Raw genomic sequence first — 19,877 nt, 5'->3', positions numbered from 1 at the left:
CACCTTTCTACTTTTCCAATAGAGGCTCTATGCCTGGAAGGAGCTTGCCCTCCATGAATTCCAAGGTAGCCCCTCCTCCGGTTGAAACGTGAGATACGGCCCTTTCGCAACCTGCAGCCTTGATTGCCGCAGCTGTATCTCCCCCACCTACCACAGTAAGTGCCCCCTCGGCCGTCAATTCGGAGAGCTTCTTGGCAATGGCCTCGGTACCGTTTTTAAAGGGAGGGAGCTCGAATACGCCCATAGGCCCGTTCCACAGCACTGTTTTTATCCCCGTCAAAGCCTGGCAGAATAGTTTTATGGTTTCTGGACCTATGTCGAGCCCCATCTGGTCTTCGGGGATTTGATCGATTGGGACTATCCGACGCTCGGCGCTTTCGTTCGCCTCGTTGGCCACTGCCACATCTACGGGCAAAAATAGCTTTACTCCTTTATCTTTAGCGCTCTTCAGCATCTCCTTGGCGAAATCGATCTTGTCGTGTTCGCATAAAGACCTGCCGATGCTGAGGCCCTGCGCCGCCAGGAAAGTAAAAGCCATGCCCCCACCGATTATGAGCACATCTACCTTGCTCAACATGTTCTCTATCACGCCTATCTTGTCCGATACCTTGGCGCCTCCCAATATCAAGGCGAAGGGGTGTTTTGGGTCGTCTCGCACCACGCTCAAAATCTCCACTTCGCGACACATGAGAGAACCTGCAAAAGACGGTAAATATTCGGCGACGCCGCGCGTCGAAGCGTGAGCCCTGTGAGCCGCGCTGAAGGCATCCATTACGAACATCTGATGAGGAAGGGCCAAGGCCTTGGCAAATTGCGGGTCATTCTTCTCTTCTTGGGGATAAAAGCGCACGTTCTCCAGAAGGAGGATATCTCCGTCTTTTAGGGAGGAGATAGCGGCGTTTACTTCATCGCCTATGCAATCATGAACGAAGGTCACTGGTTTTTCGATCAGCTCCTCCAATCTCGTCGCTACTGGCTTGAGGGAGAGCTCCGGCGTTTTACCTTTAGGGCGACCGAGGTGAGACACGAGCGTCAGGCGGCCTCCGGCACCAGAGAGCGCATCTATCATCTCCAAATGGGAAACTATGCGGCCGTCATCGCTGATGCGACCGCCCTTTATAGGCACGTTAAAGTCGACCCGCGCCAAGACCCTCTTGCCTTTTGCTTGATCTGGCTTAACTCTTTTGAGCTTCATCTCTTCCTCCACATGCGCCTTACATCTTGCTCGCTATGTAGTTGGCAAGATCGACTATGCGGCAACTGTAACCCCACTCGTTGTCGTACCATGCGAATACCTTGACCATATTTTCTATGACCATCGTCTCGTTGGGAGCAAAAATGGCCGAATGGCTATCCCCCACAAAGTCCATAGACACGAGGGGGCCTGGTTCGTAGGAAAGTATGCCCTTCAGGGGACCTTCTGCATACCGCTTCATCGCCGCGTTCACTTCCTCCGCTGTGGCTGCGCGCTTTAACTCAGCTACGAAGTCAACTATGGACACATCCGGAGTCGGCACGCGGAGTGCCACGCCGTTGAGTTTTCCATTGAGCTCCGGTATGACTTTGCCTATCGCTTTGGCTGCTCCTGTAGTTGTAGGAATGATGGAGAGCGCAGCCGCTCGCCCCCTCGCCAAATCCTTATGCGGAAAATCCAACGTCACTTGGTCGTTTGTGTAAGAATGAGCGGTCGTCATGAGTCCCTTTACAATGCCGAATTCATCATGAAGGACCTTCACGATCGGAGCCAAGCAGTTTGTTGTGCACGACGCGTTGGATACAATGTTGTGCTCATTCGGCTTGTACGCGCCTTCGTTGACTCCCATAACTATAGTGACATCTTCGTTTTTGGCAGGGGCGGATATTATGACCTTTTTGGCACCAGCCTCAATATGGGCCTTCGCTTTTTCAGCGTCGGTGAAACGGCCTGTCGATTCGATGACTATGTCCACCGCGAGATCCTTCCAAGGCAACTTGGAGGGATCTGCTTGAGCGAAAACCTTTATCTCCTTACCGTTTACTATCAATTTGTCTTCGCCAGCCTCAACTGTGCCGGGAAAGCGCCTGTGAACGGAGTCGTGCTTTAATAAGTATGCTAACGTGGCTGGTGAAGTGAGGTCGTTGATAGCGACCACATCCGCTATATTTTTGTCGTCGTATTGACAGAAGGCCCTGAACGAAAGCCTCCCGATCCTGCCGAAGCCGTTAATAGCTATTCTCTTTTTCGTCAAATTCATCTACCTCCTCAAAAATGTTTTGCGAAAAGATCGCACCCTATAGAATAATTATATCAACTTTACCACATATGCAAATTCAGCGTCCTTTAGTTCTGCCTTCTGATATAACGCGGAGTTACTCAATCCTTAGTAACAGTTGCAACTTCAGCGAGGAACTTCAGCTTTTTCCATCTATACTCCACAGTACTCTTGGTAACCGGCTTCGAGAGCGCTCTCCCTAACTCCTCCAGTGTGGCGCTCGGATTCTGTAGACGCACCACTATCAACTCTTTGAGCGGCCTGGAGAGCGTATGGAATGCCTTCGACTCCATAAGTCGTTGAGCTATGATTAGTTGCTCTTCAGCTGCCTTAAGGCTCTTTTGAATGTTAAAGGCATCACAATTTACCACCTTATTCGCTCTATCTCGAAAGGCTCTCATGCGCGCCCTCTCTTGGAGCAATAGCGAAGAGCGCTTAAGTTTCATCTGTTGAAGCAGCACTGTAATGGCTACTTGACTGCGGATGGAAATCTCTACGCAGCCTTCCTTCCTTCGTTCCGCAGGTTTTGCCATTATTTGAGAGAGCAGCTCCTCCACTCTAAAAGCGATCCCGCTATGCTGGCAAAGACGAAAGGTGCAGTAATAACCGCTGCTGGGCAGGTATAAGGAACCACAACTGCCCCACAACCCCCTGAGCCAGCTCCACGAGTTTCGCCTGTCAAAGCGGTCAGTCATGAGACGCAAGAGATCTTGAGGCAACGATAGAGATATTCTCCCTTTTTTGTCGGGCGGAATAACCAAAAGTGAGGCAAAATCCCACGTCCCGGCCCAAGAAGCGAGCGGCCAAATGCGGCGCAGTCTCTCAAAGACCCATAACCTACCGGAGGTTAACAGGTCTTCCTGCCTCAGTTCTTTCATCCCCTGAATCAACCCTAAAATCTCGCCTTCCGCTTCCCCATTGTCGTCTACGCTCAAGAGCAGCCATTCATCCCTGACAAGGGCAACGAGTTTCTCCATCTATTAGTCTCTGTCCTCCTTTGCCAGGCGCACCAGGATCTCAGCTAATCTGTGGCTGTCATGGCGCAGCATGCCATTATCCAATTTTTTCATGAGAGGAGCCTCTATTATTTCGCACCCAGCTTCGTTCAATGCCCTTCTCTGGTTGTCATCCAACATTAGCGGATATGAACCAGATGCCACATACATGCTAAATGTGTCCTCCGGTATGGGCGCTTTATTCGCTATGACGTAATCGGGAAACGCCTTCAATACTTTCGCAATCCACGATGTGTGATCGTAGAGGTTCATGCCATCGGTCTCGTTTGGTTGGGTCATGAGATTGGCGACGTAGACCTTCGGAGCGTCGCTCTTCCTTATAGCTGTACTGACATCGTCAAGTAAGATGTTGGGTATAACGCTCGTAAATAAACTGCCAGGTCCCAAAACTACGAGATCTGCGCCGTAGATGGCGCTTATGACTTCGGGCAAGGGATGCGCATCCCTCGGCTCAAGCCATATTTCCACAAGTTGGCTGCCGTTCGAAGATACGGCAAGCTCTCCCCGCACAACCTTCCCGTCTCTCGTGCGTCCTGCGAGCACGACGGCCTCTGTAGTCACTGGCAGTACGCGCCCCCTGATAGCTAAGAGGTGGTTCATCTCTTCGACCGCGAGACGAAAATCGCCAGCCAGTTCCGTAGCGGCCAGAAGGATCAAATTACCTAAACTATGTCCTTTGAGCTCACCATGGTCGAAGCGAAAACTCAATATGTTGTTGAGGGCACTGTCGTTCTCGGCCAAGGCTACAAGGCAATTGCGCACATCGCCGGGCGGCAAAACGCCCCACTCCTGGCGCAATCTTCCCGAGCTTCCCCCTTCGTCCGTAACTGTGACCACGGCAGTGATGTTGCGGGAATACCCCTTCAGACCACGAAGCAACGTGGAAAGCCCCGTTCCACCCCCGAGAGCTACGAAGTGCGGGCCTAACGATAGACGATGGTTCACCGCCTTGTAAAAACTGTCGCCTTTTCGCCGCCGAAAACGGCCAGTGAAGACCTTCCTTTTTTTCAAACGCCTCCGGTTCAACAGGGCTCCATAAATCCCAGCCCCGACGAGCACCCCACAGAGGAAAGTGAGCCACCAGCTCATGAAGACTTCACGTCCGCCCTGCTTCCTTCTCTATATCCCTGTGATTTACAAAGCATTTTTCGCCTCTCTCCAAAAAGTGTTTTGCCAACCACTCCGCTATGGCTACTGAACGATGTCTGCCGCCGGTGCAACCGAAGGCGATATGAACCTGTATCTTGCCGGTATACCTGTAGAGAGGGAGTGAAAACGTTATCAGATCTATGCATCGTTTCATGAAGTCTATAGTACCAGGAGCTTTCAACAGATAATCCTGGACGGCCTCGTCTTTGCCGGACAGATGGCGCAATTGAGGCACATAAAACGGGTTTTCCAAGAAGCGAACGTCAAATACGAAATCACTGTCCGATGGGATGCCGTATTTATAGCCGAAAGAGCTTATGATGACGGTAGGTTGAGCCTGATCCATAGCCAAGGCCGCAAGGAGCATGTTGCGAAGATCCTGAATCGAAAGCTCCGTAGTATCGACAACCATATCGGCAATTTCCCTTATCAGCGCCAAGGTCTTTCTTTCCTTGGCGATCGCTTCGCTCAAGGCGAGTTCCGCCCCCATGGGGTGTCGGCGGCGCGTCTGTTCATATCTCCTTACCAACGAATCATCAGAGGCGTCGAGGAATATGACCTTAATCATGGGAATGTACGAGCGAAGTCGGGTCACGACATCTTCGAAACCTTCAAGAAGCGCCCCTCCGCGGGCATCTGTCACCGCAACCACGCCGTGAAGGGTGGCTGAGTCATGAGAGCGAAGCAGATCGAGGACTTGAGGGAGAGCAGCGGGCGGAATATTGTCGATGGGGAAAAACCCCATATCTTCCAATATGCGCAGGGCGGTGCTCTTGCCGCTACCAGACATTCCGGTAATAATTACACAGCGTTTTATGTCACTCATTGTAGCCTTCTCTGCCATACTAATAACATAAACCCATCCTCAATGATGGCTGTGGGCACACTCTCCTCCCCTTCCGGAAAGCATTTCCACAGCATGGCGAAGGGTGGGCATCAAAGCTCTAAAACACTCTGTGGCGCCTCTTTCGCTCCCCGGGAGCGCAATGATGAGGCTTTTACCCTTAGTGACAGCGATGCCGCGACTCAGGATTGACCTCGGAGTGGAAAGCGACGTGGCCCAGCGCATGTATTCGCCAAGACCGGGCACGACTCTGTCGCCAACGCTCATCAAAGCCTCCGGCGTAACGTCGCGAGGAGATAGACCCGTTCCGCCGGTTACCAGGATAAGATCCACCTTTGACCCGCTGCTCCACTCCCTGAGCACGTTGGTGATCTCTTCTATCTCGTCAGGAACTATCGCGCGCGCTATTGTCCTTGCCCCTATCCTTGGAAGCAGCTTGGTCAACGCCGGACCCGCTGTATCGATCCGTTCACCGCGGCTGCCTTTATCGCTTACGGTCAAAACTCCCGCCGTTATCGGAAACCACCAGTGGCAGCGGTTCGATAGAGCCACAAAGCCATCCGCGACCACATCGAGCGCTATAAAAGTTCCTTCTTCTCTTTCATCGACCTGCGTGACCGATAGGAGCGGCGCTCCATCGCCGAACGAAAGGTAATGTCCGACATCTACGCCATCGTCGCGCGACACGATCATGAATAAGGCTTCGTCCTCCGGTAAAGAGGGGGTAGGAAGCCCAGCGTAGACAACCTTGCTCTTGCCGTCGACCAACGTTTCTCCTTCTTTGCCTCTGTGGAGGTAGCACATGAATGCATCTTGACGATTGTCACCGTGAAAGAGTCGAAGCAGGCGCATCAGGCTGTCTCCTCCGCACGATAATCGCCGCTTTTGCCGCCGCTTTTGCGGAGCAACCTTATGCCATCTATGCGCATACCCTTATCTATGCCCTTGCACATGTCGTACACTGTCAAGGCCGCCACGGTCACGCCCAAAAGCGCTTCCATCTCCACGCCTGTGACCTCTCTCGCCGACGCCGAGCAACGGATATAAACCGCCTTGCGCTCACCTTCTAAGACACAGCGGACAGAGGCGCTGTCGAGGCGGATGTTATGACATAAAGGGATTAGGTCCGGAGTACGTTTGCATGCCATGATGCCGGCGAGCTCGGCTATTTTTAAGACATCTCCCTTTTTCACACGCCCGCGGTCTACGGCCTCGTATATCGAAGGCGGCAGATGCACCCACCCTTCGGCCTCTGCCGTTCTGAAGCTTTCTTCCTTTTTGCCGACATCCACCATTACTGGATGCCCTTCCGAATCCAGGTGACCTTGGCTTTGCATCTGACTCATCCTCCGATCTGTGACATGTGCTGCGAAGAAGTTTTAAGCCCCATCCAAGACTGCGGTTTAGCTGCGACGCACTCCATTATCCTATTGCGCACTTCTTCAAAGTCACCGGAGGAAAGCGGCTCCTTCAAGTTCACGCCGCTATCAGCGAACAGACAAGAGCGCATCTCGCCCATTGCAGTAACGCGCAACCTGTTGCAGCGGCTGCAAAAATGGCGAGAAACAGCAGCTATGATGCCAACCCGTTGGCCGGTAAAGGGGTTTTGCAGGTACATGGCAGGACCGGAATTTTGCCCCTCTTCGTCAAAAAGGCGCGTATAACCCATGGCACGCAAAACTTCGATCATGTTGTCGGCGCTTATGAAGCGGCCGCAGCTCCATACATCGCCATCGAGCGGCATGAACTCAATGAAGCGAGGAATGGCTTTTCGACTGCTTGCGAACGTTATTATGGCAGAGATATCTTCTTCATTGTCGTTAAAATCTTTGATCAGGACGGCGTTGACCTTTATCGGGGCATCGGAGTGCGACCTGAAGGCGTCTATTCCGGATATGACCTCTTCCAGATTCCCGCCCCTTGTGATGTAGAAAAATTTATCTTTGGATATGGTATCCAAAGAGATATTTAGGGCCGTCAAGCTTAAATCAGCAAGCCTGTGAGCCCATTTTTTCAGGAGAGAACCGTTTGTCGTGACAGCCACTTGGAGCTGTGGGTGTCTTTCCCTCAATCTGTATAAAAAATCCACAAAGCCCTTCCTAACTAACGGTTCTCCGCCGGTGAAGCGGATCTTTTCAATCCCTAACTCCTCGAGCACGCCGCAGAGGCCTAAGATTTCCTCATATGATAATATCGCCTCGTGGGGAACCCAACGGATGCCGGACGGCGGCATGCAGTAACGGCAGCGAAAGTTGCACCTGTCCGTCACCGATATCCGCACGTAAGTGAGGCGTCTGCCGTACCGGTCTATTATTCTGGCCATCTATATCCTCCCAGCTCTTCCACTTCCTTCCGCCACATAGGATTTTCTATGGCATCCAAGAGGGCCTGTACGCCGGGATGTCCAATGTGCTCCTCGGGGATTACAAGCTCGTACGGCTCCCAAGTTATCGGGATGAAATCGAGCCCCCACGCATCGGCAGCAGCTTTGACGCCGACTGCGACATCCGCAAGCCCCCATGCTACTCTCGCTGCAGCGTCTATGTGGGTGTTTGTCTGGACATTATACCCCTGAACCTGTGAAGGCGAAATGCCGGACTCGCGCAGTAAATAGTCCAGCAAAACCCTCGTTCCCGCTCCGGGCTGGCGGTTTATTATGCGGACGTCTTTTCTGGCGAGGTCTTCTACGCCCTTTATACCTTTCGGATTGCCTTCCTTTAAAATAAATCCTTGCGATCGCAAAAACACGACTTTTCTGATCCACTTCCGATCGTGCGGCTTTAACGCATCGATATAGCTATCGTTATAACGCCCGGTCGCCGGATCTAAAAGATGGCAGGCAGCCATGTGAGCTTCTCCTCTTGACAGAGCCGCGATACCGCCGAGGCTTCCGACGTTTCTGATTGCAAGGTCGGCTCCTTCATGGCGAACGTATCGCACAAGGCGCCTAAATGCCGGATCGTCCGACCCTTGGAATAAGGCTCGACTTTCCCAAGGCACGGAAAGCACAAAATAGGCCAACACAGGCTCGCCCTTCAGATACTCGGTCGCTTCAGCCGGCAACAGCGCAAAGGCATCTGCTCCGGCCATTGAGGAAATGGAGCTTGCGCCGGACTTGAGTGGCCAGACATAGCGCATTTCGCCGATTTGAACGCCCTTCAGTCTGAGCCATTCCTCCACGCCTTGGGGCGATGAATGCGGCAAGAGCAGGTTTACGTTGACCGCCTCCACAGCGCTTATGGCGCGTCTCAAAATTTCCTCCCTCGAGATGTCCATTCCAGAGAGCAGGGATAGGATCGGATATACTATGGTCCATGCCGCCGCCATCGTCGACATAGAAAAGCCCGGAAGGCCCACTACAGGTTTGCCGTTGACCTCACCTATGATCACGGGGCGGCCGGGTCTCATGCGTAACCAGTGAAGCAATAACTTTCCCTCTTCAGCTATGGCCGGAGCGGTGTAATCCTTCTCGCCTTTGGCGGACCCCGCTCCCACAAGGATCAAATCATACTGTCCCGCAGCTTTCCTTATGGCTTCCCTTATGAGTCCCTTATCGTCGGGCAAAAGCGAGTGAACATCGAGCGACATACCCCACCCATCGAAGAGACTGCGCAATAGAGCGGAGTTGCTATCTATCACTTTGCCCGGAGGCAACTCTTGATCTTGTGTGAGATTCTCTGGCGATACGATCTCGTCCCCTGTTGGGATATATACGCTCTTCGGTCGCCTTCTTATCTTTATGCGTCTGACGCCGCAGGCTACGAAAAGCGCACACAGAGATGGCGTCACCTGGTCTTTTTCGTAAGCTATCACATCGCCCCTAGTCACATCCTCGCCCACTGGGCGAACGTTCGATCCCAATGTAAGGGCGCGATAGACGTAAAGGTCGCCATCCTCCTTGAGGGAGGTATCTTCTACCATTGCTACGGCATCTGCCCCTAAGGGCAATGCGCCGCCGGTGTTGATCCATGAATACTCATGGGGCTTGAGGATAGCCGGCGTGGCAGGGGACGCGTTGCTCGTAGCGTCGGACTTGAGGGCGTAACCATCGACCGCAGAGACCGGGTGATGAGGGATGTTGCGCTCGGCTTGCACATCGTCGGCCAATACATGCCAAAGCCCCTCTTCGGGAGGAACCTCTATCGACGGCTCTTCTATCATCTCATTGAACACCATATAGAGCAGCTCCCATGCCTCAGCTATCGAAAGATGTTCATACTTTGCCTTCACCATGGAATAAACTCTACCTCCTCGCCCTTTCGCGCCGTCTCGCGATCGGGCGGCAAAACTATAAGGCCATCGGTACGGCGCATGGCACCGACATAGCCTGATTTCGCCATCATGGGCGTAGCTATGCCGTCGTGCACTCTTGCAGGCACGAACTCCTCTACTCCGGCCTGTCCATGCACATCTTCCCCGCACGGCATTTTAAGCACTACGTCTTCCGAGCCAATGCCTACAAGGCGCTGTAATAGCGGCAACAAGACTACGCGAGCCACGATAGCACACGAAAGGGGATGCCCAGGGAGGCCGATGGCCAGTCGTTTTTTACCCCCAACCGACCCAGCTATAAGGGTTGGCTTTCCCGGCCTTATATTAAGGCCTCTTACCATAAGGCCGGGCGAAGGCATTCCTTCGAGGATGGAAGAACAGTAGTCTCTGGCGTTGACGGACGAGCCGCCGCTTATCAGGATCACATCGCACCCGTTCCAGGCTTTCTCAAGCGCGTCTTTTAGGGCTTTCGGGTCATCCTTGACGATGCCCAAAAAATGCGCAACAAAACCTTTAAGTTTGAGCAGAGCGAAGAGCGTCCAGCTATTGGCGTCGCGTACTCGCCCAGGTGGCAGCTCTGCAACTGACGCTTCAAGGATCTCGTCTCCTGTGCTCAATATGCCTATATTTAGATCGATTAATGGCACGTCAACGATGCCAAAAGAAGCAAGGAGGCCAACGATACGGAAGTCCACAACTTCCCCTCGTTCTGCCAGCACCTCTCCGCATTTCACGTCTTCTCCAGCTTGAATGACATTGTCTCCGCGTTGTACGGCTCTGCCGATTTCCACAAAAGGACCGCCTACAATGGAGTCTTCAACCATCACGACCGCATCTGCTCCTAAGGGCAATGCGCCGCCGGTGGGGATTGAAAAAGCCTCGCCGGGGCCTAAGGGTTTCGATGCCATATCGCCCATTGAAATTTCACCTGCAAGTCTGAGAAAAGCCGGAGAGGACGGAGATGCACCCGCCACATCTTCGCTGCGCAATGCAAACCCATCGCGCAGGCTTCTGGAAAAAGGCGGATAAGGATGAGGAGCGCGGACGCTATCGTACAAAAGTCCACCAACGGCATCCTTCAAAGGCATAAGAGCAGCCGCCGTATTCCAAGGAAAGGACAAAAGGTCGGATACCCGGTCTATGGCTTCTGTTCGACGAAGGAGCGTCTGAATAATGCCTGCCATAGTCTTTTGCTTTCAGTTCATCGGGGTTACCAGCGTGGGAAATCCGTCGCCATTGAGCTTGTTCTCCAAGGCGTTGGCTTCTTCTCTGGAGTTGCCCGCCGGCACTCTGACCCTGAAGTACGTCTTGCCAGAGACTTCAACTTGTGCGATTAGCCCGTTGTACCCTTTCTCCTTCAAAGACCGCATCACGCTCTCCGCCCTTGCCCTTTCTGTAAAGGAACCAACCTGAACGCACCACTTCGTCTCCTTGGCCGCAGAGGTAGCGGGTGGCGCAACAGCGGATGTTGTCTTACTCGTGGCGATGTTTGACGGCGTAGGCGGTTCAGCTTTGGACGGGCTTACGCCCTGCTCCGTAGCGGGAGCTTTGCCGACCGGCACCGCCATCACAACTTTTCCCTTCGGCGCTTCTTTAGCAGCGGATGACGAAGGAACGCTATTCTGCTTAGGCACGGAGGCGGACACGGGTTCCTCTTGTTTGACCGCCGGCCTCGACGTGTCCCCACTCTTTGGCGGCAAGAAAAACATCTTTATGCCCAAGATCAAAATGGCTACTGCAACTATGCCGACGAGGGGTAGCATGATCTGCCCGAAGGCGAACATCAAGCGCTGTTCTCTATAGCGTTTATCCCTTCTTTTCATTTATGATCCCTCCTAAAATACGTCATGGCTTTCATTAAGCCGTTTTAAAGCTTTCAAGAGAGGCCGAGCGAGGACAATTCCATCGTCGTTTCTCTCGCATTTGGGAAGCAATCGCAAAACCTCCCCTTTGTTGCCAGGCAAACGCCATCTTGAAGCGTAGCCCAGGTCAGCCGATATTCGACAGCTGCCTCTCTTACTCCTCCCTCCCTGACTTCTATGCCTTTGCTGTCTCCTCGCAGGGCTTTTTTGAGGAGCGCGAGGCGCCGTTTGCCTTCTCTTTGTCCCAAAAAAGCGGCCCCAGACCACGGCGTATGCGGCTTAGGCACAAAAAGGTTGACGGCAAGTACGACTTTCAGGCGAGCAGAATCGCGTATCGATCGCGCCAAGTCAGCTATCTGAGCAACATCTTCGTCTCTTTCGCCAGGAAGACCCACCATGAAGTATAACTTCACGGAGCGCACGCCTTCATCCGCAGCCATACTTAGGGTTTCTATTATCGTATCATTGGAGAAAGGCTTTCCCAGCGAGTATCGCAGGGCATCGCTGCCGCACTCCGGTGCCACAGTCAAACCGCGCCTGCCGCCCGCAACGAGCGCTCGCACCATTTTAGATGTCAAGGCGTCCAGCCTCAGAGAGGCAAAGGATACGCTGCAGTTTAAACCTTCAAGAAAGTCCAGTAGGTCGTCGAGATAAGGATAATCGCTTGCCTCGGGAGTAACCAAGCCAACCCGATCGAAGGAAAAGCGGCGCTGCAGCGCCTCGATTTTTTCTTTGACAATTTCAACAGGTTGTTTTCTATCACTCCCAAAGCAGGCAGGGATTGTGCAATATGGACATCGTCTCGCACACCCCCGCTGAAGCTCAACCAACAAAGTCTTTCCGAAGGCGGCATGCGGCGTGAGCCAAAGGCTATGTCCTAAGAGATCTCCCAAGCTTGGACAATGGCCACGCACCTTGCCCAATTCCACTCCGTTATCAATGAGGGTGTTATGGACAGCCGGAACGTAAATGGACGGATGGTCTGAAAGATCGGCCCATAGCTTGTCCCTACGGCTGTATGGCATCGCCTCGCGCACTGCTTTTACAACCGCTCGCAATGCTGTCTCTCCATCCCCGAGGACCACAAAGTCGGCCAAACCGGAAAAGATGAGCGGATTTATATAGGTAAGCGCTCCTCCTATGCCTATAATGGGGCCATCCGTTTTTGCTCTTTCATCCCAAGACAGCGGGATTTTTTCTCTGCCGAGGATCCTCGTCAAGGCTAAGACATCGACTTCATAGGCGACGCTCGCAGTTATTACAGCGAAGTCGCGGAGACGCCTCCCCCCATCGACAGATAGCGATGAAGGACTCAGGAAAACTCGTTCGACACCCATGCCATTCTGTTTAAGTCCGAAAAAGATGTAATGAAGCCCCAGATTGGACATGCCTACTTCATACGAGGATGGATAGAGCAATGCCCACGGGATGCTTCCGCCGGTCTGAAGATCGAAGAGTGTGGTCTCTTCTCTGCGAAATGGCTCCCAGGTAAAAAACCGGCTGCGCCTTCCTGCCGTTTCAAGGTCAGGGCGAATCAATCAAGCGGATCCCCCAGCTCTGTCTTTAGAGCGTTTGCGCCGTATGACCGAGGGAATGTCAAGATGGTTGAGAGGAGCACCGCTCAAGCGAAATAGATCCTCCTCAGGCGTCGCCCTGGCATCGGTTTCCTCCAGCGAGAGGCGGCTGCGGCGCTTTGCGCTCCTCGAAGAGGCGACCTCCGTTGTCGAAAACCCCGTGGCTATGACGGTGATCTGCAGCTTGTCATCGGAATCAGAAGAGAGCACATGCCCCCATATGATCGTGGCGTCTTCGTCAGCTGCTTCGGTGATCACCTGGGCGGCCTCCTTTATCTCGTGTATGCTCACGGTGGACCCACCCGTTATGTTGAACAACAACCCTTTCGCTCCTCTCATTGGCACTTCCATCAGAGGACTGTTAATAGCTGCCATGGCGGCGGTGGTAGCTCGCGTCTCCCCTCGCCCCTCGCCAATACCCATTATTGCAGCACCAGCATTGCTCATAACCGCTTTGACATCAGCAAAATCTACATTGACCAGCCCCGGACGCAAGATGAGATCTGTGACCCCCTGGACGGCCTGGCGCAGCACTTCATCGACCAGTTTGAAGGCATCCGGTAGCGGCATCTTGGCGTCAGCTATTTCAAAGAGTTTGTCGTTGGGAATCACGATGAGGGCATCCACCTTACTCTTTAGATTCTCTATCCCCATTAAAGCCTGAGACATGCGAGTGCGCCCTTCAAAAAAGAACGGCTTGGTGGCGACAGCAACCACCAAAGCGCCCATTTCTTTTGCCACCTCAGCTATTATGGGAGTGGCACCTGTTCCTGTACCCCCTCCCATGCCGGTGGCGAGGAATACCATATCAGCTTCTTTCAGACATTCCTTGATATCGTCTATGGACTCTTTCGCTGCTTTCATCCCGATTTCTGGGTTGGCGCCCGCGCCATGACCGCGCGTCAACTCCCTGCCCAGTATAAGTTTTTTCTCCGCGAGGCTCTGATCCAAATGGGCTATGTCCGTGTTGGCGGCAATGAATTCGACGCCCTGCACATTGCTTGCGATGATGTGGTTGAGGGCATTGCAACCTCCTCCTCCCACACCGACCACTTTGATCTTTTCCCTGAAAAGTTGTTTCGCACCTTCGATCTCAAACAGGTCCATCGAAGACCCCTCCTCAAATGCCCTAAAAGAGCTCCTTTAGCGATTTTTTAATAGAACCCCAAGCCTTTTGAACGGAATAGGCTGGTTCCCTCCTTCTGGACAAACCCTTCTTGCTCTTCTGAATGCTCCGATCTACTGCGAGTTCCAGCGAAGGGCTCAGGTATCGAAATGGATTCCGTTCTCTTTCCAAGACATAGCGAATGATGCCGGCAGCAGAGGCAAAGGAAGAATCGTTCTTCCCCGGTGGCATGCGCTGCTCATCGAGAGGTGGTGCGATGCGCACCGGACAATCCAGCAGTTCTGCCACGTATTCATCTAAGCCGGGCATCAAAGAGACGCCCCCGGTTAGCACGATCCCACCGGGCAAGAGGGAAACGTCGCACTCCTCCAGTTCCCTCCTGATGAGCGTCCCGAACAGCTCCTCCATGCGACACGCTATAACCTCAAGCACTTCCCCTACAGTACAAGAGTAGCTCTTCCCCCTCACTTCAAATTCGAGCTCATCTTCGAGCACCTCGCCCTCTTCCACCAGGGAAACGGCCTTCTTTATCTCCTCGGCCCTGCTTATCGGTATTTTAAGAGTGCAGGCTATGTCGTTGGTAATGTGGTCTCCACCCACGGGTATCACGCCCAACTTCCGGGGGCTGCCTTCGCTGTAGACGGAAATGCTCGTAGTTCCTCCGCCCGCATCGACTACAGCGGTCCCAGCGATGGCCTCCTCAGCAGACAGAACTCCAAGAGCGCTCGCTAACGGTTTCAACACCAACCCTGTCACGGCGTAACCCGCCATCTCCACGCAATTTATCACATTTTGAACCACAGCCATCGGCACTACTACGGACTGGACCTCGGCCTCCAGGCGAATGCCGGTCATGCCCAAGGGATCATCTATTCCTTTCTGACCATCTATGGCAAATCCGACGGGCATGACATGGACACTCCAATGATTACTCGGCACCACAACGTCAGAAAGTGCAGCCTCTATGACCCTTTCTAAGTCGTGCTCGGTAACCTGACGAGGTGCCCGTCCGAGCGATATCATCCCCTTTGAGCGAATACTCGAAACTTCGGATCCGCTGGTGGTCACTGTGAAATTCCGCAAACTCAAGCCTATCATAGCCTCCGCATCTGCAACAGCATGACGAACCGATTCTGCCGCCTGCTCTAAATTCACGATCACTCCCTTGCGTATGCCCTTAGAGGGGGCACACCCAACTCCGATTATCTGGGCATCGCCGCTGCGGGTTCCCCTTTCAGCCACTACAATAGCTATCTTTGAAGTGCCCAGGTCGAGGCCTGCTATAATTTCTACATCTTCATACATATTCACACGCCCCTTTCCTGTGCCCTATTTACAATAGGTCACGGGATGGCAATTTCTTTCAAAATTATCTTATCTTTGTATGAAGCATCGAGCAATAAGTTCCCCTTCGTACTTTCCGAAAGGAGCTGCAACGCCGCCTTGGATATAACCCCCCACGACTCCGGCTCATCTCTCGTGCGCACAACAACTTCCCTCCCCCTCAGGTTCACCCTGACCTCGACAAATACGTCGCCCCCTGCACGATAGAATTTCAGCGAAGATAGCTCGCCCATTCGGTTGGTCTCCTCAACCGCCGATAGCCATCGCGTTAGCTTATCGACCGAAAATGCCAAGGCATAAACGCTGCCTTTGTCTTCTTTAGAAATTAATGGCGGCATGTCGCTTCCCCAGTAGATCAAAGGAAGCGCTTTGTCTTGGGATGTCTCGACCTCTCTCCACTCCGGCAAGTCAAACCGCCACACCCTCCCATTCTTGGCCACGAGCCATCGTTGATCCCGCCATACCACTGCGCAAAATGGTTCTAATGATTTTATGCGCACTTCAATTTTGCCCCATCCGCTGATTTCCCAACTTGCCTCCACCGGATAGACCGATACAACCCTTTCCACAAACCGAGGCATATCGAAAAGAGCAAAGGGCCATACGTGTTCTTCCAATCCCTTTAGCTCTTGACCCAGTATCTCTTCCATGCCTCGATGAGGTGGCACAATCGCCACGCCTTTCAAGCGCAGACATCCGCATGTTTCCTCTATGCGAAAGAGTGACCCTAAAAGTACAGCTGTAAGCAAAAGGACTCCACGAGCCGACATCCACTGCCAAGACCCTTAGGTGTTCGTGCCCGCAGCTATTGGCGCACCAAGGTGAGCCTTTGCCTTCACAGCTTCCAAAACCCTTTCGCCAAAAAGATCGACATCTCCCGCTCCGAGCGTCAGGAGCAGGTCGCCGGCTTCCAGAAATTCCCCAATGGTTCCTATGGCATCTTCTTCGGTCACATCGCCATAACAGGTCAAGAGGTTGTGAAAGTTTAGATTATCCCTCAGCTCGCGTGCTATAAGTTCCGATGAAACGCCGTCTATCGGTCGTTCGTCAGCAGGATATACAGGCATGAGAAGGAGGAAATCCACCTCAGCCAAAACCCTGGCGAATTCCTTATACATCGCAGCTGTTCTTGTATAACGATGCGGCTGAAATATGACGACGATTCTACGCCCAGGGAATATACTCTTCAAGGCCCGAAGCGTAGCCTCTATTTCTCTGGGATGGTGACCATAGTCGTCAAAGAAGTCGATCCCATTGTAATTCTCGAGGTGCTGTAGCCTCCTCTTCGCACCCCTAAAGCATCCGAGGACAGACCGACACACCTCGAAAGGAATGCCGAGCTCATAGCTTACGGCGCAGGCCGCAAGGGCGTTCAAGACATTGTGTTCGCCCGAGACGGCCAAATCGAGCACGCCAACATCCGCGCCGTTGCGCATAACCATGCAACTTATGCCTCCCCCAAATTTGGGGTGCAGCTCCTTCGCCCCCCAATCCCAACCGCTGCCAAAGCCGTATGTGACGATCTTGCCCTTAGATCTGTCGATATGCTCCATCAATAGTTGTGTCCCTTTGTCTTCCCCGCAAAGGATCAGTGGGGCGCCATCTTTGCGACAATTTACAAAGTGCTTAAAGACGTGGATGACTTCCAGGAGGGATGAATACATATTTACATGGTCCCAGTCAATGTTGGTTATCACGGTCATAGCGGGACGGAACAGTTCAAAGGCCCTATCGCTCTCGTCGAGTTCGCAGACCATGTAATCTCCTTTCCCCAACTTCGCATTACCGCCTATATCTGTAACCTCACCGCCTATTGCCATCGTGGGCTCGAACCCCGCTACCTCGAGTATCATGGATATCATGGAGGTGGTAGTGGTCTTGCCGTGAGTTCCGGCTATGCCAATCCCACGTTTGCAATTAAAGATCAGACTCAGGATCTCGGCTCGTTTCATCACTGGTATTCCCCTGACAATAGCTTTGTTCATTTCGCCATTTCCTTCGGGTATAGCGCTGCTGTAAATGACGAGATCAGGTGAATATTCGTCTAAATGCCTCACATCGTGTCCTAACGCAACTTCGATTCCTTTCTCTTTGAGTTTTTGGGTATAACACGTTATGGTGGCATCGCACCCTGACACACGAAGCCCCATCTCTTCCAGGAGCAAGGCAAGGCCGCTCATGCCAGCTCCACCTACGCCCAAAAGGTGCGCAGATTTTATTTTCTTCAACGTCTCCACGTCCAGAGACTCAAACAATAAAATCCTCTCCCTTCGACGAAAAGAAAGACATTAGTCGTCCCCACATTTTGCTACAAACCGTTTCATAAACGTCATAACACCTGGCTTCCGACGCTGTAATCTCTGCAAGTTCCTGCAACATGGCGGCAAGGTTTTCGATCGGTTCACGTTCCGTCCACATTTTTCCGCCGCCGAGCTCTACGAAACAGCGCCCGTTTTCGACCTGATGGTTTCCAACAGCCTCTTTCCACGGCACAACGATCGCTGGCAGTTTATAAGCCAATAGCTCAGCGAGCGTGGAGGCACCGCCTCGAACTATAGCTATCGAGGCCAGGCTGAAGAGTGCCGATATATCCCATACACGAGGTAAGGATATCACGTTTTGGGGCAACATTTCATGGGTAGATGGAAATCCGACGATAATAAAGCCCCAAGATGTGAATTCCGGACGTCTGGAAAGCCCGATAGCGATTTCTTTCAACGAAACGCTTCCAAGGGAACCTCCCATAACTAAAACCCTCGGAGGGTTAAAGGGCGACCCCGACAAGCCCAGCCTCTTCCACCCCTCTGCAGCTTCGAGCTCTTCTATCTTTCTGACCGGTATCCCCACACTCGTAAAAGTTCCGGGAGGGAAAGGCCTACAGCGATTCCAGCCAGATAAGACAGGAATACCCGTTCGCCACGCCAAGCGTGTTACCCTTCCTGCGATGGCGTTTTGCTCGTGTATGACTGCTTTAACCCCTTTGATCCGACTGGCCAGAATGAAGGGTGCTGAAACATAACCGCCGAAAAGCAAACACAAGTCTGCATCGGTCTCTTTTATTATTTCCCAAGCCTTTATTGCAGAGAGCACAGCATCCGCACTCCTTGAAACAAAAGCCTTCATCTTGCCAAGCGGCGATCCGGAGAGCGGCAGGATTATCGGATTTACCCCGGCCCACGAATAGATCTCGCGCTCAATCGGTCTGTTGCCACAGATGAAAGTAACCCTCGCGCCGGCATTGCGCTCAACCCACCGGCCGAAGGCTATAGATGGCCATATGTGCCCTCCCGTTCCCCCTGCCACGATCAACAAGTTAATCATAGAAGTCGACCACCCGCTCTTTTGCTTTGAATTGGGAGGATATCTTCAACATGATGCCTACCCTCATCCACATGAAAAGCAACGAACTGCCGCCATAACTCAAAAAAGGAAGCGGCATCCCAGAAAGGGGGGCCATTTTGAGTACGCCAGCCAGGTTGATGAAGAGAGGCAATAACAAGGAGAGGATAAGTCCCCACAACAGCGATTTCATAGACGGATCATCCAACGCTGTCCACAGAGAATAGCTCCTCCAAGAGAATAGCGCGTAAACCAAAAGGAGCGACATCGTGCCGATGAGGCCTGTTTCCTCCCCCACAATGGCCAAGATGTAATCCGTATGCATCGCCGGAAGATATTGAAGTTTTTGAAGGCCTCGTCCCAAGCCGACGCCCCAGAAGCCGCCGTTGGCGAATGCAATAAGTCCCTGTATTATTTGAAAGCCCTTATCCAATGGGTCGCTCCACGGGTCGAGAAATGCAACCCACCTCCGCCTCCTGTACTCCTCGGCTATCGTCAGCCACAAAAAAGCTGCCACCATTATGCCACCTGCCAAGATAGGGTAACGCCAACCATGATTGATCACGTATATGCCCATTGCCAGAGTGAATATCAACAATACTCCGCCGGCGTTCGGCTGGAAGAAGAGCGGGAGTGTGGAAAAAGCTGCTACCGTTAAGCATCTTAAAAAGGCCCTACCCTTCGAAGATTTCTCGCTCATGATAAAAGCCAAGTATATGGAAAAGGCTGGGGCAAGAGCCTCAAGGGGCTGGAACGAAAAACCTCCTACGCTCAGCCAACGCCTTGCTCCCCCGACGCTCCTGCCGATTCCGGGAAACAAGGTAGCCCACGTAGCCGCTAATGCCAGCAACCACAAGACGGGCGCTATCTTTCTCCACATATGCAGCGGGACCGAATAGACCATCACCATAGCCATTAAAGATACCGAGAGCCATTTGAGCTGTTTTAAGCCCAAGACCCACGGCGATCCGAAGCGCTCAAGAGATGAATAGCTGGTAGCGGACGTGATCATCACTACCCCTATCACGCTCAAGACGAGCGGGATCAGAAACAAAAGCGGATCCGTTTTTAGGCCATCCCTTGGCCTCGTTTCTTGCAT

18 protein-coding genes are annotated in these 19,877 nt (G+C 52.8%); all 18 read right to left on the bottom strand.

Features of this window, described 5'->3' with window-relative positions:
- Positions 1-7: 7 nt before the first annotated feature.
- The 18 genes from EZM41_RS10210 to EZM41_RS10125 all read right to left on the bottom strand — a co-directional run bounded on the left by EZM41_RS10210 (position 8) and on the right by EZM41_RS10125 (position 19,877).
- The gene (locus EZM41_RS10210) at positions 8-1,195 is read right to left on the bottom strand and encodes a phosphoglycerate kinase (protein ID WP_198470986.1); all 1,188 of its coding nucleotides are present in this window, start codon (positions 1,193-1,195) and stop codon (positions 8-10) included.
- 19 nt (positions 1,196-1,214) lie between these two features.
- On the bottom strand, positions 1,215-2,228 hold the full coding sequence (gap, locus tag EZM41_RS10205; protein ID WP_198470985.1) for a type I glyceraldehyde-3-phosphate dehydrogenase: 1,014 nt from the start codon (positions 2,226-2,228) through the stop codon (positions 1,215-1,217).
- Positions 2,229-2,353: 125 nt separating this feature from the next.
- Positions 2,354-3,229 carry a DNA-binding protein WhiA gene (gene whiA / locus EZM41_RS10200; protein ID WP_198470984.1) on the bottom strand — a complete coding sequence of 292 codons (876 nt, stop codon included), beginning with the start codon at positions 3,227-3,229 and terminating at the stop codon, positions 2,354-2,356.
- Between the two features lie 3 nt (positions 3,230-3,232).
- Positions 3,233-4,357 carry a gluconeogenesis factor YvcK family protein gene (locus EZM41_RS10195; RefSeq protein WP_198470983.1) on the bottom strand — a complete coding sequence of 375 codons (1,125 nt, stop codon included), beginning with the start codon at positions 4,355-4,357 and terminating at the stop codon, positions 3,233-3,235.
- Between the two features lie 7 nt (positions 4,358-4,364).
- On the bottom strand, positions 4,365-5,243 hold the full coding sequence (rapZ, locus tag EZM41_RS10190; RefSeq protein WP_232619288.1) for an RNase adapter RapZ: 879 nt from the start codon (positions 5,241-5,243) through the stop codon (positions 4,365-4,367).
- A 39-nt stretch (positions 5,244-5,282) separates the two neighbouring features.
- A complete protein-coding gene (locus tag EZM41_RS10185; RefSeq protein WP_198470981.1) occupies positions 5,283-6,113 on the bottom strand; it encodes a MogA/MoaB family molybdenum cofactor biosynthesis protein in 831 nt (276 codons plus the stop codon).
- On the bottom strand, positions 6,113-6,598 hold the full coding sequence (moaC, locus tag EZM41_RS10180) for a cyclic pyranopterin monophosphate synthase MoaC (protein ID WP_198470980.1): 486 nt from the start codon (positions 6,596-6,598) through the stop codon (positions 6,113-6,115). Before moaC ends, EZM41_RS10185 begins: the two co-directional genes overlap by 1 nt.
- A 5-nt stretch (positions 6,599-6,603) precedes the next feature.
- Entirely contained in the window at positions 6,604-7,584 is a 981-nt protein-coding gene (moaA, locus tag EZM41_RS10175) for a GTP 3',8-cyclase MoaA (RefSeq protein WP_198470979.1), read from the bottom strand.
- Positions 7,572-9,494 (bottom strand): substrate-binding domain-containing protein, encoded by a 1,923-nt coding sequence (locus tag EZM41_RS10170; RefSeq protein WP_198470978.1) that lies wholly within the window; start codon positions 9,492-9,494, stop codon positions 7,572-7,574. Before EZM41_RS10170 ends, moaA begins: the two co-directional genes overlap by 13 nt.
- Positions 9,488-10,717: a molybdopterin molybdotransferase MoeA gene (locus tag EZM41_RS10165; protein WP_198470977.1), complete on the bottom strand. Its 1,230-nt coding sequence runs from the start codon at positions 10,715-10,717 to the stop codon at positions 9,488-9,490. Before EZM41_RS10165 ends, EZM41_RS10170 begins: the two co-directional genes overlap by 7 nt.
- A gap of 12 nt (positions 10,718-10,729) precedes the next feature.
- A complete protein-coding gene (locus tag EZM41_RS10160; RefSeq protein WP_198470976.1) occupies positions 10,730-11,356 on the bottom strand; it encodes an SPOR domain-containing protein in 627 nt (208 codons plus the stop codon).
- Between the two features lie 53 nt (positions 11,357-11,409).
- Complete coding sequence (locus tag EZM41_RS10155; RefSeq protein ID WP_198470975.1) at positions 11,410-12,933, bottom strand: B12-binding domain-containing radical SAM protein; 1,524 nt, start codon at positions 12,931-12,933, stop codon at positions 11,410-11,412.
- Positions 12,934-14,076, bottom strand: coding sequence for a cell division protein FtsZ (gene ftsZ, locus EZM41_RS10150; protein ID WP_198470974.1), 1,143 nt, complete (start codon positions 14,074-14,076; stop codon positions 12,934-12,936).
- 22 nt (positions 14,077-14,098) lie between these two features.
- Positions 14,099-15,400: a cell division protein FtsA gene (ftsA, locus tag EZM41_RS10145; RefSeq protein WP_198470973.1), complete on the bottom strand. Its 1,302-nt coding sequence runs from the start codon at positions 15,398-15,400 to the stop codon at positions 14,099-14,101.
- A gap of 38 nt (positions 15,401-15,438) precedes the next feature.
- A complete protein-coding gene (locus tag EZM41_RS10140) occupies positions 15,439-16,209 on the bottom strand; it encodes a hypothetical protein (protein ID WP_198470972.1) in 771 nt (256 codons plus the stop codon).
- A gap of 15 nt (positions 16,210-16,224) precedes the next feature.
- On the bottom strand, positions 16,225-17,694 hold the full coding sequence (gene murC / locus EZM41_RS10135) for a UDP-N-acetylmuramate--L-alanine ligase (protein WP_232619287.1): 1,470 nt from the start codon (positions 17,692-17,694) through the stop codon (positions 16,225-16,227).
- Positions 17,687-18,760, bottom strand: a complete 1,074-nt coding sequence (locus EZM41_RS10130) for a UDP-N-acetylglucosamine--N-acetylmuramyl-(pentapeptide) pyrophosphoryl-undecaprenol N-acetylglucosamine transferase (RefSeq protein ID WP_198470971.1) — start codon at positions 18,758-18,760, stop codon at positions 17,687-17,689. The genes murC and EZM41_RS10130 overlap by 8 nt, the downstream gene beginning before the upstream one ends.
- The gene (locus EZM41_RS10125; RefSeq protein WP_198470970.1) at positions 18,753-19,877 is read right to left on the bottom strand and encodes an FtsW/RodA/SpoVE family cell cycle protein; all 1,125 of its coding nucleotides are present in this window, start codon (positions 19,875-19,877) and stop codon (positions 18,753-18,755) included. Before EZM41_RS10125 ends, EZM41_RS10130 begins: the two co-directional genes overlap by 8 nt.

This window comes from Acetomicrobium sp. S15 = DSM 107314, assembly GCF_016125955.1.
GTDB classification, from domain to species: domain Bacteria; phylum Synergistota; class Synergistia; order Synergistales; family Thermosynergistaceae; genus Thermosynergistes; species Thermosynergistes pyruvativorans.
The sequence above is the reverse complement of the archived record's forward strand: the minus strand, read 5'-3'. Positions and strand labels throughout refer to the sequence as shown.

Bases quoted from the DNA above. Each gene is read 5' to 3' on its own strand.
- EZM41_RS10210 (WP_198470986.1), bottom strand. From the start codon at position 1,195: ATGAAGCTCAAAAGAGTTAAGCCAGATCAAGCAAAAGGCAAGAGGGTC.
- whiA (WP_198470984.1), bottom strand. From the start codon at position 3,229: ATGGAGAAACTCGTTGCCCTTGTCAGGGATGAATGGCTGCTCTTGAGC.
- EZM41_RS10195 (WP_198470983.1), bottom strand. From the start codon at position 4,357: ATGAGCTGGTGGCTCACTTTCCTCTGTGGGGTGCTCGTCGGGGCTGGG.
- rapZ (WP_232619288.1), bottom strand. From the start codon at position 5,243: ATGAGTGACATAAAACGCTGTGTAATTATTACCGGAATGTCTGGTAGC.
- EZM41_RS10185 (WP_198470981.1), bottom strand. From the start codon at position 6,113: ATGCGCCTGCTTCGACTCTTTCACGGTGACAATCGTCAAGATGCATTC.
- moaC (WP_198470980.1), bottom strand. From the start codon at position 6,598: ATGCAAAGCCAAGGTCACCTGGATTCGGAAGGGCATCCAGTAATGGTG.
- moaA (WP_198470979.1), bottom strand. From the start codon at position 7,584: ATGGCCAGAATAATAGACCGGTACGGCAGACGCCTCACTTACGTGCGG.
- EZM41_RS10170 (WP_198470978.1), bottom strand. From the start codon at position 9,494: ATGGTGAAGGCAAAGTATGAACATCTTTCGATAGCTGAGGCATGGGAG.
- EZM41_RS10165 (WP_198470977.1), bottom strand. From the start codon at position 10,717: ATGGCAGGCATTATTCAGACGCTCCTTCGTCGAACAGAAGCCATAGAC.
- EZM41_RS10160 (WP_198470976.1), bottom strand. From the start codon at position 11,356: ATGAAAAGAAGGGATAAACGCTATAGAGAACAGCGCTTGATGTTCGCC.
- ftsZ (WP_198470974.1), bottom strand. From the start codon at position 14,076: ATGGACCTGTTTGAGATCGAAGGTGCGAAACAACTTTTCAGGGAAAAG.
- ftsA (WP_198470973.1), bottom strand. From the start codon at position 15,400: ATGTATGAAGATGTAGAAATTATAGCAGGCCTCGACCTGGGCACTTCA.
- EZM41_RS10140 (WP_198470972.1), bottom strand. From the start codon at position 16,209: ATGTCGGCTCGTGGAGTCCTTTTGCTTACAGCTGTACTTTTAGGGTCA.
- EZM41_RS10130 (WP_198470971.1), bottom strand. From the start codon at position 18,760: ATGATTAACTTGTTGATCGTGGCAGGGGGAACGGGAGGGCACATATGG.
- EZM41_RS10125 (WP_198470970.1), bottom strand. From the start codon at position 19,877: ATGCAAGAAACGAGGCCAAGGGATGGCCTAAAAACGGATCCGCTTTTG.